Below are 16619 nucleotides of genomic sequence, written 5' to 3'. Positions count from 1 at the left end.
AGCGGGGGTCGGGACAATTCCCGACCCCCGCTCAGCGGCCCGAATTCACGACGGATTCACGACGGAGAATTCACGGCCATTCGCTCCGAATGGGCGTCATCCCCTCCCGAGGTCGCGGTTGATGAGGGCGAAGAGTTCCTCGTCGCTGGTGGCGTCGAACGCGCTGCCGCCCACCGGCTCGGACTTGCCCGGACCGTCGTCCCACTGGGAGAGCAGCGCCTGCATCCGGACCTTGATCTTCGTCCGGGTCAGGTCGTCCGGCGCGGCGGCCGCCATGGCGGCCTCCAGCCGGTCGAGTTCGCCGAGCAGGTCGGTCGCGCTCGGCGCGCCGTCGGGGGCCAGCTCGGTGCGCAGGTGCCGGGCGAGCGCCAGCGGCGTCGGGTAGTCGAACACCAGCGAGGACGGCAGTCGCAGCCCGCCCAGCAGGTTGAGCCGGTTGCGCAGCTCCACCGCCGTCAGCGAGTCGAAGCCGAGCTCGTTGAACGCCCGGTCGGCCTCGACCTCCTCCACCCCGTGGTGGCCGAGCACCTCGGCCACGTGGGTGCGGACCAGGTCCAGCAGCAGCTGCTCCTGGCCGGCCTCCGGCAGCTCGGCGAGCTGCCCGCGCAGCTCGGCCGAGGCCTCGCCGTCGTCCGCCCGGTCCGCGGCGCCGTCGGTGCCCAGCGCCCGCCGGACCTCCGGCAGGTCGCCGATCAGCGGGCTGTGGCGCACCGCCGTGAAGCCGGGCGCGAACAGCGCCCAGTCCACGTCGGCGACGGTGACCGCGGTGTCGCCGTGGTCGAGGGCCGCGCCGAGGGCGGCGATGGCCGTCTCCGGGTCGAGCACCGGCAGGCCGCGGCGGCGCAGCTGCTCCTCCGCGTCGTCCTCGGCGGCCATGCCGCCGCCGCCCCACGGGCCCCACGCCACCGCGGTGGCGGTGAGGCCGGCGGCCCGGCGCTGCTCGGCGAGCGCGTCCAGGAATGCGTTGGCCGCGGCGTATCCGGCTTGGCCGGCACCGCCCCAGGTGGCGGCGATCGAGGAGAACAGGACGAATGCGTCGAGCGGTTCGGAATTCGCGCCGAACAATTCGTCCAGGTGCACCGCTCCGGCCACCTTCGCATTCACCACGTCGGCGAATTCGGAAATTCCGGTGGCACCGATCGGCGAGGCCTGGCTGACCCCTGCCGCGTGCACCACCGCCCGGACCGGGTCGCCGGCCTCGGCGAGCCCGGCGACCAGGGCCGCGAGCGCGGTCCGGTCGGCCGCGTCGCAGGCGGCCAGGGTGACCCGGGCGCCGAGGCCCTCCAGCTCCGCGCGCAGCTCGGCCGCGCCCGGGGCGTCGGCGCCCCGGCGGCTGGTCAGCACCAGGTGCTCGGCACCGTTGGCGGTCAGCCAGCGGGCGACCCGGGCGCCCAGGGCGCCGGTGCCGCCGGTGACCAGGACGGTGCCGCGGGCCTGCCAGCCGTCGACCGGGCCGGCCGGCAGCGGAGCGTGCTCCAGGCGCCGGACGTACGTGGCGTCGGCGCGCACCGCCAGCTGGTCCTCGCCCTCGCCGGCGGCCAGGGCGGCCGCGAGGCGGCGGCCGCTCCGCTCGTCGAGCGTCGCGGGCAGGTCGATCACACCGCCCCAGCGGTCCGGGTGTTCGAGGGCGGCGGTCCGGCCGAGGCCCCAGATCTGGGCCTGGCCGCCGTGTTCGATCCGCTCGCCGGCTCCGGCGGCGACCGCGCCGCTGGTGGCCAGCCACAGCGGGGCGGCGACGCCGGCCTCGCCGAGCGCCTGGACCAGCCGGACGCTCGCGGTCACGCCCGCCGACAGGGCGGGGTGCTCGGGGTGCGGGCGGTCGTCCAGGGCGAGCAGCGAGAGCACGCCGGTCGGGGCGTCCCCGTCGGCGGCCGCGCCGGCGAGCCGGGCGGCGAAGCCCTCGGCCTGCGCCTCGCCGGTGACCACCGTCAGCTGCCGGACGTCGGCGCCGTGTCCGCCGAGGGCGTCCGCGGCGGCCTGCGCCAGCTCGGCACCGGGGCCGTCGGCGGGCGCCACCAGCAGCCAGCTGCCGGTGAGCCCGGCTGCCGGGTCCTCCGGCAGGGTCTGCCAGGTGGCCCGGTAGCGCCAGGCGTCCAGGGTGGCGCGCTCCCGGCTCTGCCGGCGCCAGCCGGTCAGTGCGGGAAGCACCTCGCGCAGCGCCGAGCGGTTCTCCTCGGCGACGTCCAGCGTGTCGGCGAGCCGGGCGAGGTCGCCCTGTTCGACGGCCGTCCAGAACCGCTCCTCCGTCGGGTCGGCGGCTGCGGAGGGCGCGGCCGGCGCGTCGGCCGTGACGGCCTCGGGCCAGTAACGCTGCCGCTGGAAGGCGTACGTGGGCAGGTCGAGCGCCGGCACCGGCCGGTTCCCGTACAGGGCCGGCCAGTCGACGGCCGCCCCCTGGACGTGCAGCCGGGCCACGGCCCCGAGCAGGGTGCGGGCCTCGGGCCGGTCGCCGCGCAGGGCGGCGACGAGGACGGCGTTGCCGTCGGCGTCGACGCAGTCCTGGCCCATGGCGGTGAGCACACCGTCGGGGCCCAGCTCCAGGTACGTGGTCACGCCCTGAGCCTCCAGGGTGCGCATCCCGTCAGCGAAGCGGACGGCCTCGCGGACGTGGCGCACCCAGTACGCGGGCGAGCACAGCTCCTCGGCCGTGGCCATGTCCCCGGTGACGTTGGAGACCACCGGGATGCGCGGGGCGCTGTACGTCAGCCCCTCGGCAACAGCCCGGAACTCCTCCAACATCCCGTCCATCAGCGGCGAGTGGAACGCGTGCGAGACACTCAGCCGCTTGGTCTTCTCGAACTTCCCGGCGATCGCCAGGACTTCGGACTCCTCGCCCGAAACCACCACCGACGTCGGCCCGTTGATCGCCGCGATGCTCACCTGAGCGGTCAGCAGCGGCAGCACCTCCTCCTCCGAGGCCTTGACCGCCACCATCGCGCCGCCCTCGGGCAGCGCCTGCATCAGCCGGCCACGCGCCGCGACCAGCCTGACGGCGTCGTCCAGCGAGAGGACGCCCGCGACGTGCGCGGCCACCAGCTCACCGATCGAGTGGCCCACCAGGAAGTCCGGACGGACACCCCAGCTCTCCACCAGCCGGAACAGCGCCACCTCGACCGCGAACAGCGCGACCTGGGTGAACTCCGTCCGGGCGAGAACCGCAGCGTCCTCACCGAACACGGCGTCACGCAGCGGCAGTTCGACCCGAGCGCAGACCGCGTCGAAGGCGTCCGCGAACACCGGGTAGGCCTCGTACAGCTCACGCCCCATGCCCTGCCGCTGGCTGCCCTGCCCGGTGAAGGCGACGGCGGTGCGGCCGCTGCGGGCCAGGCCCTGGACGTAGCCGCTGCCGCTGCCGCCGGCGAGGGCGGTCAGGCTGGCGAGCAGCTCGGCACGGTCGGAGCCGAGCACGACGGCCCGGTGTTCGAACGTCGAGCGGGTCGCCGCCAGCGCGTGGCCGAGGTCGGCCGGCGCGAGGCCGGGGTTGTCCTCGACGAAGCCGCGCAGCCGCTCGGCCTGGGCCCGCAGGGCCGCCTTGCCACGGGCGGAGAGCACCCAGGGCAGCGCGTCGGCCGCCGGTCCTTCCGCGTCGCGGTCGACGGCCGGCCCGGCCTGGTCGGCCGTCGGGGCCTGCTCGATGAGGACGTGGGCGTTGGTGCCGGAGACACCGAAGGAGGAGACGCCCGCGCGGCGCGGTGCACCGGTCTCGGGCCAGTCCCTGGCCTCGGCGAGCAGTTCGACCGCGCCCGCCGACCAGTCGACGTTCGGCGTCGGCTCGTCCACGTGCAGGGTCTTCGGCAGGACGCCGTGCCGCATCGCCATCACCATCTTGATGATGCCGCCGACGCCGGCCGCCGCCTGGGTGTGGCCGATGTTGGACTTCAGCGAGCCCAGCCAGAGCGGCTCGCCGTTCTCGCCGCGCTCCTGGCCGTAGGTGGCCAGCAGCGCCTGCGCCTCGATCGGGTCGCCGAGGCGGGTTCCGGTGCCGTGCGCCTCGACCACGTCGACCTGACCGGCGGTCAGGCGGGCGTTGGCGAGGGCCTGGCGGATGACGCGCTGCTGGGCCGGGCCGTTGGGGGCGGTCAGACCGTTGCTGGCGCCGTCCTGGTTGACGGCGCTGCCGCGGACGACCGCCAGTACGCGGTGGCCGTTGCGACGGGCGTCGGACAGGCGCTCCAGCAGGAGCATGCCCGCGCCCTCGCCCCAGCCGGTGCCGTCCGCCGCCGCGGCGAAGGACTTGCAGCGGCCGTCGGCGGCCAGGCCGCGCTGGCGGCTGAACTCGACGAACACACCCGGGGTCGAGGTGATGATCACACCGCCGGCCAGGGCGAGCGAGCACTCGCCGCTGCGCAGCGACTGGGCCGCCAGGTGCAGGGCGACCAGCGAGGAGGAGCAGGCGGTGTCCACCGTCACCGCCGGGCCCTCAAGCCCGAAGGTGTAGGAGATCCGGCCGGAGGCGACGCTCGCCGCGTTTCCGGTCCCGACCAGGCCCTCGGCCTCCTGCGAACCCTCCAGCAGCGGCGCGTAGTCCTGGCCGTTGGTGCCGGCGAAGACGCCGACCCGGTCGCCGCGCACGGCGGCGGGGTCGATCCCGGCCCGCTCGAACGCCTCCCAGGTGACCTCCAGCAGCACCCGCTGCTGCGGGTCCATCGCCAGCGCCTCACGCGGCGAGATGCCGAAGAACATCGGGTCGAACTGCGCCGCGTCGTGCAGGAACCCGCCCTCACGGGCGTAGCTCTTGCCGCTCTTGGCCGGGTCCGGGTCGTACAGCCCGGCCAGGTCCCAGCCGCGGTCGGTCGGGAACGCGGTCACCGCGTCGGTGCCCTCCGACACCAGCCGCCACAGGTCCTCGGGCGACTGGACGCCGCCCGGGTAGCGGCAGGCCATCGCGACGATCGCGATCGGGTCGTCGTCCTCGGCCGAGTGACGGGCCGCCACCGGCAGGCCGTCGCCGTCCTGGGCGCCGAGCACCCGCGAGCGCAGGTGGTCGGCCAGGGCGGTGGCGTTCGGGTGGTCGAAGACCAGGGTCGGCGACAGCTTCAGCCCGGTGTCCCCGGCGAGGCGCTTGCTCAGCTCCACCGCGATCAGCGAGTCGAAGCCGAGCTCCTGGAACGCCCGGGTGGGCTCCACCGCGTCCAGGGTGGTGTGGCCGAGGACGGCCGCCACCTCGGAACGGACGAAGTCCAGCAGCACCCGGTCACGGTCCGCCGAGGGCACCTGCGCCAGCCGCTGGGCCAGCGAGGAGTCCGCGCCGGCCGGGACGGCCCGGGCGAGTTCGCGCACCTCGGGCAGGTCGCCGATCAGCAGGCCGGGCCGGTTCGCGGTGTAGCCGAGCGCGAAGCGCGCCCAGTCCACGTCCGCCACCAACGGGGCGCCGTCCGGCTCCGCGAGGGCGCCCGGCAGTGCCGCCAGCGCCGCCCGCGCGGTCAGCGGGCGCAGGCCCGCCCGCTCCCACGCACCGGTGGTCCCGGCGCGCTCGGCCTCCTCGGCCCAGGGGCCCCAGGCGATCACCGTCGCCGGCAGCCCGGCCGCGCGGCGCTCGGCGGCCAGGGCCGCCAGCTCCGCGTGCGCGACCGCGTCCACGCCGTGTCCGACGCCGCCGAGGACGCCGACCGCCGTGGAGCAGACCACGAACGCGGTCAGCGGCAGTGCGGCCGTCAGCTCGTGCAGCGCGCGCACCTCGGCGACCCGCTCGCGCACGGCCGCCGCCAACTCCCGCGGCGGGACGCCGTCCACGGCCCCGACCGGGGTCGCGGCACCGGCGTGCACCACGGCGGTCACCGGGTGGCGCTCCAGCAATGCGGCGAGCGCGGCGCGGTCGCCGGCCGGGGCGTCGACGACGGTGACCGGCACGCCGAACTCGGCCCGCAGCGCCTCCTCGTCCCGCTCCGTCCGGCCGGCCAGCACCAGGTGCTCGGCCCCGCCGGCGGCCAGGCGGGCGGCCAGCCGCTCGCCGACCACGCCGTCGGCGCCGCAGACCAGCACCGTCCCGGCCCCGTCCCACCACCGGTCGCCCGGCAGCGGGCGGCGCGCCGCCCGGACCAGGCGCGGCACCGACACGCCCGAGGAGCGCAGCACCAGCTGGTCCTCGCCGTCGGCCGCGCCCAGCACCTCGGTGAACCGGCCGAGCACCCGCTCGTCCAGCTCCTCCGGCAGGTCGATCAGACCGCCCCAGGCCTGCGGCGCCTCCAGCGCCAGCACCCGGCCGAGGCCCCACAGCCGCGCCCGCTCCGGGCGCACCGGCCCGTCGGCGTCGACCACCGCGCCGCCCCGGGTGGCCACCCACAGCGGGGCGGTCACACCGGCGTCGGCCAGCGCCTGCACCAGCGCGCCGGTCCGGGCCAGCAGGTCCTCCTCCCCGGCCCGCTCGGCCGGCACCGCCAGCAGGGACAGCACCCCGGTCAGGGCGCGGTCCTGCGGCAGGGCCCGGCCGAGCCGCGCCGCCGTCTCGTCGCGGTCGAGGCTTTCCTCGGCCAGCGGCAGCACCAGCAGCTCGGCGCCGGCCTCGGCGACCGCCCGCCGGACGGCCAGGACGTCGGCGTCCTGCGCCCGCTCGGCGGGCACCACGACCAGCCAGGTGCCGGTCGGCGCCCCGGCGGCCGGGGTGACCGGCTGCCAGGCGATCCGGTAGGCCGAGTCGGCGGCCTCGGCGAGTTCGCGCAGGCCCCGGTGCCAGGAGGACATCGCGGGCAGCACCGCGCTCAGCGGCTGCTCCCCGGTGACGTCCAGGGTCCGGGCCAGCCCGGCGAGGTCACCCTCGTCCACGGCCGCCCAGAACGCGGTCTCCGCCGGGTCCCGGTGGCCGTCGGCCGGCGCGGCCTGGGCCGTGCCGGGGCCGCCGAGCCAGTACTGCTCGCGCTGGAAGGCGTAGGTCGGCAGGTCCACCCGGCGGGCACCGGTGCCCGCGAACAGCGCCGACCAGTCCGGCGTCACACCGTGCGCGTGCAGGGCGGCCAGCGCCTCCAGCGCGGTCCGCGCCTCGGGCCGCTCGGCGCGCAGGGCGGCGGCGAAGGCCGCGTCCTGCCCGTCGACGCAGTCCTGGCCCATGGCCGAGAGCACACCGTCGGGGCCGAGCTCCAGGTACGTGGTGACGCCCTGGGCCTCCAGCGTCCGCATGCCGTCGGCGAAGCGGACGGCCTCGCGGACGTGCCGCACCCAGTACTCGGGCGAGCACAGCTCCTCCGCCGCGGCCAGCTCACCGGTCACGTTGGACACGACCGGGATCACCGGCTCGGCATAGGACAGGCCCTCGGCGACGGCCTGGAACTCCGCCACCATGCCGTCCATCAGCGGCGAGTGGAAGGCGTGGCTGACGTGCAGCCGCTTGGTCTTCTCGAACTGCCCGGCGATCGCCAGGACTTCATCCTCGTCGCCCGAAACCACCACGGAGGAAGGCCCGTTGATCGCGGCGATGCTGACGTTCTCGGTCAGCAGCGGCAGGATCTCGGCCTCGGTGGCCTTGACCGCGACCATCGCGCCGCCCTCGGGCAGCGCCTGCATCAGGCGGCCACGGGCCGCCACCAGGGTGACGGCGTCGTCCAGCGAGAGGACACCCGCGACATGCGCGGCCGCCAGCTCGCCGATCGAGTGACCGGCCAGGACGTCTGGACGGACCCCCCAGCTCTCGTACAGCCGGAACAGCGCCACCTCGACGGCGAACAGCGCCGGCTGGGTGAACTCCGTACGGGCGAGAACCGCGGCGTCCTCACCGAACACGGCTTCGCGCAGCGGCAGTTCGACCCGAGCGCAGACCGCGTCGAAGGCGTCCGCGAACACCGGGAAGGCGTCGTACAGCTCCCGGCCCATGCCGAGCCGCTGGCTGCCCTGACCGGTGAACAGGAACGCGAGCTTCCCGCCGCGCGGGGTGCCGCGCAGCAGCCCGGCGGCCGTACCACCCTCCGCCAGGGCCGCGAGCGAGCGCAGCAGCTCCGCCCGGTCGTCCGCGAGCAGCACCGCGCGACGGTTCAGGTCGGTGCGGCCGACCGCGAGCGAGTAGGCCAGGTCGGCCGGGCGCAGCCCGGCGTCGGCGGCCACCCGCGCGCTCAGCCGGCGGGCCTGGTCGCGCAGGGCGACCTCGGTACGGCCGGACAGCGCCACGAGCGCGGGGCCCTCGACCCCGACAGCCTCTGCCGGCTCTGCCGGCTCCGGCTCCACGGCCGGGGCGTGCTCCAGGATGACGTGGGCGTTGGTGCCGCTCACACCGAAGGCCGACACACCGGCCCGGCGCGGCCGCCCGGTCTGCGGCCAGTCCCGCTGCTCACTCAGCAGTTCCACCGCACCGGCCGTCCAGTCGACGTGCGTGGACGGCTCGTCCACGTGCAGCGTCCGCGGCAGGACGGCGTGCTGCATGGCCAGCACCATCTTGATCACGCCCGCCACACCGGCGGCCGACTGGGTGTGGCCGAGGTTGGACTTCAGCGAGCCCAGCCACAGCGGCTCGTCGTCCTCGCCGCGCTCCTGGCCGTAGGTGGCCAGCAGCGCCTGCGCCTCGATCGGGTCGCCCAGCACCGTGCCGGTGCCGTGCGCCTCGACCACGTCGACCTCGCCGCCGGACAGCCCGGCGTCGGCCAGCGCCGCGCGGATCACCCGCTGCTGGGACGGACCGTTCGGCGCGCTCAGGCCGTTGCTGGCGCCGTCCTGGTTGACGGCGGAGCCCCGGACGACGGCGAGCACGGGGTGCCCGTTGCGCCGCGCGTCGGACAGCCGCTCCAGCAGCACCAGACCCGCGCCCTCCGACCAGCCGGTGCCGTCGGCGGCCTCGGCGAACGGCTTGCACCGCCCGTCTGCGGCCAGCCCGCGCTGGCGGCTGAACTCGACGAACGCGCCCGGCGTCGCCATCACGGCGACACCGCCGGCCAGCGCCATCGAGCACTCGCCGCCGCGCAGCGCCTGCGCCGCGAGGTGGAGGGCGACCAGCGAGGAGGAGCAGGCGGTGTCAATGGTGACCGCCGGGCCCTCCAGACCGAAGGCGTACGCCATCCGGCCGGAGATCACACTGCCCGCGTTGCCCGTGAGCAGGTGGCCCTCCACGCCCTCCGGCAGCTCGGTCAGGCCGGAGCCGTAACCCGAGGGCGCGGCACCGAGGAAGACGCCGACCTGGCCGCCGCGCAGGGCCGCCGGGTCGATGCCCGCCCGCTCGAACGCCTCCCACGAGGTCTCCAGCAGCAGGCGCTGCTGCGGGTCCATCGCGAGGGCCTCACGCGGGCTGATGCCGAAGAACTCGGCGTCGAAGCGGCCCGCGTCGTACAGGAACCCGCCCTCGCGGGCGTAGCTGGTCCCGGCGTGCTCCGGGTCCGGGTGGTAGATCCCCTCCAGGTCCCAGCCGCGGTCGGCCGGGAAGCCGGCCACGGCGTCACCGCCGGCGGCCAGCAGCTGCCACAGCTCCTCGGGGGACCGCACGCCGCCGGGGTAGCGGCAGCTCATCGCGACGATCGCGATCGGGTCCTCCTCCCGGACGGTGGTGGCCACGACCGTCCCGGTGACCGGCTCGTCCGCGGCACCGAGCAGTTCGGTGCGCAGCAGGGCGGCCAGGGCGGCCGGGGTCGGGTGGTCGAACACCAGCGTGGCGGGCAGGCGCAGGCCGGTGGCCGCGTTGAGGCGGTTGCGCACCTCGACGGCGGTCAGCGAGTCGAAGCCCAGCTCCCGGAAGGCCCGGGCCGGGTCGACCTCGGCGGCCGAACCGTAGCCGAGGACCGCGGCGGCCTCGGTGCGGACCAGGTCCAGCAGGACCCGGTCACGGTCGCCCGCCGGCAGGGCGGTCAGCTTCCGCAGCAGCGGCGAGCCGCCGTCCGGGCCGGTACCCGCGCCGGCGTCGGCCGCCAGCGCGGCCAGGGCCTCCGGCACCTCCGCGATCAGCGGACGCGGCCGGGCGGCCGCGAAGGCCGGGGCGAACCGCCGCCAGTCGACGTCGGCCACGGCCAGGAACGTCTCGTCCTGCTCCAGCGCCTGCCGCAGCACGGTCAGCGCCAGCTCCGGGTCCATCGGCACCAGGCCGCGGCGGCGCATCTGCTCGCCCGCCGTGCCGTCCGACATCCCGCCCTCGGCCCAGGCACCCCAGGCCACCGACGTGGCCGTCAGGCCGCGCTCGCGCCGCATGCGCGCGATCGCGTCCAGGCCGGCGTTGGCCGCGGCGTACGAGCCCTGGCCGCCACCGCCCCAGACCCCCGCGTTGGAGGAGAAGAGGACGAAGGCGTCCAGCTCGGTGTCCCCGAGCAGCTCGTCCAGGTGCCGCGCGCCGGCGATCTTCGCCTGGGCGTTCGCGGCCAGCTCGGCCGCACCGGTGACGGCCAGCGGCACCGAGTCCCCGACACCGGCGGCGTGCATCACCGCCCGCACCGGCTCGCCCTGCCCGGCCAGACCCGCGACCAGCTCGGCCACCGACGCCCGGTCCGCGACGTCGCACGCGGCGACCGTCACCCGGGCACCGAGGCCCAGCAGCTCCTCGCGCAGCTCGGCCGCGCCGGGCGCGTCCAGGCCCCGACGGCTGGTCAGCACCAGGTGCTCGGCGCCGTTCTCGGCCAGCCAGCGGGCGACGTGGGCACCGATCGCCCCCGTACCGCCGGTGACCAGCACCGTGCCACGCGGCTGCCACGCCACGGCGGCCGGCGCGTCGCCCAGCGGGGCGCGCCGCAGCCGTCGGACGAACACGCCCGAGGAGCGGACGGCCGCCTGGTCCTCGTCACCGATCCCCGCCAGGACGGCGGCGACCCGCGCCCGGGAGCGCGCGTCCAGCTCGGCCGGCAGGTCCAGCAGGCCGCCCCAGCACTCCGGGTGCTCCAGTCCGGCCACCCGGCCTAGGCCCCAGACCTGCGCCTGCGCCGCGCTGTGCAGCCGGTCGGCGCCACCGGTCGCGATCGCGCCCCGGGTCGCCAGCCAGAGCCGGAGGTTCGCGCCGCCGTTCAGGCCACCGTTGACGCCGCCGTGCTCGGCGACGGCCCGGACCAGGTCGACGGTGTCGACCAGCCCGGACGCGACCACCGGGTGCTCGGCGTGCGGCGCCTCGTCCAGCGCGAGCAGCGACAGCACGCCGGACGGCGTCACGCCCTCCTCGGCGGCCGCGGCGAGAGCCCCGGCCAGGGCAGCGACCGCCCCGCCCGCCTCGACCCGCAGCACGCTCGGCTGCGCACCGTGCTCGGCCAGCAGCTCGGCGACCGCGGCCGGCAGCGGGTCCTCCGCTCCGAGGGAGGCGGGGACGAGGACCAGCCAGCCGCCGGTCAGCGTGCCGGTCGGCACCTCGGCGAGCGGCTTCCAGTCCACCCGGTAGCGCCAGCTGTCCACCGTGGAGTGGTCGCGCTGCTGACGGCGCCAGGCCGAGAGCAGCGGCAGGGCAGCGGCCAGGGCGGCACCGTCACCGGACGCCTCCAGGTCCAACTGCCGCACCAGCGTGTCGAGATCGCCGCTCTCCACGGCTTCCCAGAAGCGGCTGTCGGCCGGGGAGGCCGCCGCCGTGCCGGCGACCGCCGGGGTGGCGGCGGGCTTCGGCCAGTAGTGCTCGCGCTGGAAGGCGTAGGTGGGCAGGTCGACGCGGCTTGCGGTGTCCTGGAACTGGGCGCTCCAGTCGACGGTGGCGCCGTTAGACCAGGCCTCGGCGAGGGCGGTCAGGAAGCGTTCCCGGCCGCCCTGGTCGCGGCGCAGTGTGCCCTGGACGCTCGCCTCGGTGCCGGAGGCGTCGATGGACTCCTGGATGCCGACGGTCAGCACCGGGTGGGCGCTCACCTCGACGAACTGCGAGTGGCCGGACGCCAGCAGGGACTCGATGGTCGCCGCGAACTCCACCGTCTGGCGGAGGTTGCGGTACCAGTACGCGCCGTCCAGCGAAGCGCTGTCGATCAGTTCACCGGTCACGGTGGAGTGGAACGGGATCTCCGGAACGCGGGGCGTGACCGGGGACAGCAGCTCGGCGAGACGGGCCTCGATGCGCTCGACGTGCGCCGAGTGCGAGGCGTAGTCCACCGCGATGCGACGCGCCCGGATCTCCTGCCCGGTGCAGTGCTCCATCAGCTCGTCCAGGGCGTCCGCATCGCCGGAGACCACCACCGAGCTGGGGCCGTTGACCGCCGCGATCGAGATTCCCTCGCGGCCCTCCAGGAGTTCACGCACCTGCTCGGCGGGCAGCGGAACGGACACCATGCCACCCAGACCCGAGAGCTCGATGATCGCCTGGCTGCGCAGCGCCACCACCAGCGCGGCGTCCTCCAGGGAGAGGGCACCGGAGACGGCAGCGGCGGCGATCTCGCCCTGCGAGTGCCCCACCACCGCCGACGGCTCCACACCGTACGAACGCCACAGAGCAGCCAGGGAGACCATCACGGCGAACAGCACCGGCTGGACCACGTCCACCCGCTCCATCCAGTCGCTGTCCTCACCCGCGACGACGTCGAGCAGATCCCAATCCACATGCGGAGCAAGCGCCTTGGCGCACTCCTCCATCCGGGAACGGAACACCGGCTCATCCGCCAGCAGCCCCTGGGCCATGCCCAGCCACTGCGAACCCTGCCCCGGGAAGACCATGACGACCTTGCCGCCCGATCCGGAACCCCGGACCACCGACGACGCGCTCTCCCCTGCGGCCAGCGCACGGAGACCGGCGAGCAGCTCGTCCCGCCCGTCGCCGACCACCACGGCCTTGTGCTCGAACACCGCCCGCGAGGACACCAGCGAGTAGCCGACGTGCGCCGGCCGCTCGTCCGCGACCGCCGCCAGCAGACGCTGCGCCTGCTCCCGCAGCGCGGCCTCGGTACGACCCGACAGAGCCCAGGGCAGCACGCCCGTGGCCTCGTCGGCCGGAGCCGCCTCGATCGGCGCGGCCTCGGGGGCCTGCTCGATGATGGCGTGCGCGTTGGTACCGCTGAAGCCGAAGGAGGAGACGGCCGCGCGACGCGGACGCCCGGTCTCCGGCCACGGCCGGGCCTCGGTCAGCAGCTCGACCGCGCCCGAGGCCCAGTCGATGTGCGGCGACGGCTCGTTGACGTGCAGCGTCTGCGGCAACATGCCGTGCCGCATCGCCATGACCATCTTGATGATGCCGCCGACACCGGCCGCCGCCTGGGTGTGACCGATGTTGGACTTCAACGAGCCCAGCCACAGCGGCTCTTCGGCACGCTCCTGCCCGTAGGTCGTCAGCAGCGCCTGCGCCTCGATCGGGTCACCCAGCGAGGTGCCGGTGCCGTGCGCCTCGACCGCGTCGACCTGCTCGGCCGACAGTCCGGCGTTGGCCAGGGCCTGGCGGATCACCCGCTGCTGGGACGGGCCGTTCGGGGCGGTGAGGCCGTTACTGGCACCGTCCTGGTTGATCGCACTGCCACGGACCACCGCGAGCACCTGGTGGCCGTTGCGCTGCGCGTCGGACAGCCGCTCCAGCAGGAGCATGCCGACACCCTCACCCCAGCCGGTGCCGTCCGCGTCGGCCGAGAAGGCCTTGCAGCGGCCGTCGACCGAGAGGCCGCGCTGGCGGCTGAACTCGATGAACGCGCCCGGGGTGGCCATCACGGTCACACCGCCGGCCAGGGCCATCGTGCACTCGCCGCTGCGCAGGGCCTGGATGGCCCAGTGCAGAGCGACCAGCGAGGAGGAGCAGGCCGTGTCGACGGTGACCGCCGGGCCCTCAAGCCCGAAGGTGTACGCCAGACGCCCGGAGACCACGCTGCCAGCGTTGCCCGTACCGAGGTGCCCCTCGACGTCCTCCTCCGCGCTGGTCAGCACCGAGGTGTAGTCGTGGTACATCACACCGGCGAAGACGCCGGTCGCGCTGCCGCGCAGGGTGGCCGGATCGATGCCGGCCCCCTCGAAGGCCTCCCAGGAGGTTTCGAGCAGCAGACGCTGCTGCGGGTCCATGGTGAGCGCCTCGCGCGGGGAGATCCCGAAGAACCGCGCGTCGAAGCGGCCCGCGTCGTGCAGGAAGCCACCCTCGCGGGCGTAGCTCGTCCCCTGGTGCTCCGGGTCCGGGTGGTAGAGCGCGTCGAGGTCCCAGCCACGGTCGGTCGGGAACGACGTGATGCCGTCACCGCCCTCCGCGACCAGCCGCCACAGGTCCTCGGGCGAGGCGACCCCGCCCGGGTAGCGGCAGGCCATGCCGACGATCGCGATCGGCTCGTCCACGACGGTCGTGGACAGCACCTCGGCCACCACCGGTGCCTCACCGACGAGCTCGTCGCGGATGAAGTCGGCCAGCGCGGCGGGCGTCGGGTAGTCGAACACCAGCGTGGCCGGCAGCCGCAGACCGGTGGCCGCGTTGAGACGGTTGCGCAGTTCGACGGCGGTCAGCGAGTCGAAGCCCAGCTCCCGGAAGGCCCGGGCCGGGTCGACCTCGGCGGCCGAACCGTGCCCCAGGACCTCGGCCACCTGCGTACGGACCACCTCGCGGACGGTCTCGTCGCGGCGCGCGGCCGGCAGAGCCAGCAGGCGCTCCGCCAGCGAACCGGCGGCCGCGGTGCTGCCGCTCGCGGCGGTCCGGCGGCGCGGCGTACGGACGAGTCCGCGCAGCAGCGGCGGAACGTCGCTGCTTCCGACCGCCGTGACGGGGTCGAGGTGCATGGGGACGACCAGGGCGCGCTCCAGGGTGAGCGCACCGTCGAAGAGGGCCAGACCCTCCTGCGACCGCAGCGGCGCCACGCCGGCCCGGGCCAGACGACGGACGTCCGCGTCCGACAGGCTGGTGGCCATGCCGCCGTCCTCGGCCCACAGGCCCCAGGCCATCGACATACCGGGCAGGCCGTCGGCGCGGCGCTGCGCGGCGAGCGCGTCCAGGAACGCGTTCGCGGCCGCGTAGTTGCCCTGACCGGCGGCTCCCAAGACGCCGGAGGCCGAGGAGAACAGGACGAACGCCGACAGGTCCATTCCGGCGGTCAGCTCGTGCAGGATCACCGCCGCGTCCACCTTCGGACGCAGCACCGCGGCCAGGCGCTCCGGCGTCAGCGACGACACCACACCGTCATCCAGGACGCCCGCCGTGTGGACCACCGCCGACAGCGAACGACCCTCCAGCAGCGCCGCGACAGCGTCGCGGTCGGACACGTCGCAGGCGACGACATCCACCTCGACGCCCAACCCGGCCAGCTCGTCACGCAGTTCGGAAGCGCCCGGCGCCTCCAAACCGCGACGGCTGGTCAGCACCAGACTCCGCACCCCATGCACCGTGACCAGGTGCCGGGCCACCAACGAGCCCAGACCACCCGTACCACCCGTGACGAGAACCGAGCCCTCACCCAGCGACACGCTGCTCTCCGAGGAGGCGGAGACGCGCACCAGGCGAGGCGCGAACGCCACGCCCCCACGCACCGCCACCTGCGGCTCACCACACGAAAGGACACCTGACGGCAGCTCCGCACCGGACTCCAGGTCCACCAGCACCAGCCGGTCCGGGTTCTCCGACTGCGCCGAGCGCACCAGACCCCAGACCACCGACTCCGCCAGACCCGCAACACCCGACGCCGCATCGACCGACACAGCACCACGCGTCACCACAGCCAGCGTCGAAGCGGCGAACCGCTCCTCCGCCAGCCAGCCCCGCACCAGCTCCAGCGCACGGACCGCAGCCGCGTGCACCTCCTCGGCACCGGCACCGTCCGCAGAACCGAACTCCACCGCCACCAGCGACGGCACAACCTCCACGGCATCCAGCTCCGCGAGGTCACCCACCACGAGGACCTCGCGGCCCGTCTCACCGAGCGCGATCTCCGCCCAGTCGACACCGAACAGCGAGTCGATCGACTCACCCGCGGCCGCCAACTGCCCGGCGACCACCGGCCGCAGAGCCAGCGAACCGACGGTCCCGACCGGCTGCCCCTCGGCGTCCGCCAGCGTCAGCGACACCGTGTCCGTACCGGCGGACACCAGCCGCACCCGCAGCGCGTCCGCGCCCGAGGCGACCAGCGACACATCGGACCACGCGAACGGCAGGTGCGCCTGGCCCTCGGCCCGGACGAACCCGCCCAGCCCCACAGCCTGCACCGCCGCGTCCAGCAGCGCCGGATGCAGACCGAAACCGGCCGCCTCCCCAGCGATCTCCTCCGGCAGCGCCACCTCGACGAACACCTCGCCGTCCCGGCGCCACGCCGACCGCAGACCCTGGAACGCCGGCCCGTACACCAGCCCGGCCTCGGCCAGACCCCGTGCGAACGCCTCCACATCCACGGCCTCGGCGTCAGCCGGCGGCCACTCCACCAGGCCCGCACCCTCAGCAGCCGACGCACCCTCCGCCAGCACACCCGAGACATGACGCGTCCAGAGGCCGTCCTCACCGGCGCCCTCGGCCCGCGAGTGGACCGTCACCGAACGACGGCCCTCACCATCGGGCTCTCCGACCCGGACCTGGACCTGCACACCGCCCGACTCCGGAAGCACCAGCGGCGCCTCCAGCGTCAGCTCCTCCACCAGCGAGCAACCCACCTGGTCGCCGGCCCGCACCGCGAGCTCGACAAAGGCGGTCCCGGGCAGGATCACCGAACCCAGCACCGTGTGATCGGCCAGCCAGGCGTGCGACTGGAGCGAGAGCCGGCCGGTGAACAGCACACCGTCCGCATCGGCCAGCGACACCGCCGCACCCAACAGCGGGTGGTCCGCCGCACCCAGGCCGGCGGACTGCACGTCCCCGGTCGCGGCCGGAGAGTGGAGCCAGAACCACT

At 75.3% G+C, this 16619-nt stretch carries 1 protein-coding gene (cut by a window edge); it reads right to left on the bottom strand.

What is annotated here, in order from left to right; genetic code table 11:
- Positions 1-96 precede the first annotated feature (96 nt).
- Positions 97-16619: the 3' end of a type I polyketide synthase gene (locus tag ACGF0D_RS00050; protein WP_392913160.1), read on the bottom strand. It continues 17509 nt past the right edge of the window; only the last 16523 of its 34032 coding nucleotides appear in the window; the start codon falls outside the window, past its right edge; its stop codon occupies positions 97-99.

Origin of the sequence: Kitasatospora sp. NPDC048298, assembly GCF_043201465.1 — a bacterium.
Classification (GTDB): Bacteria; Actinomycetota; Actinomycetes; order Streptomycetales; family Streptomycetaceae; genus Kitasatospora.
Note: the sequence above shows the minus strand (reverse complement) of the source record. Positions and strands in the feature narration are given on the sequence as shown.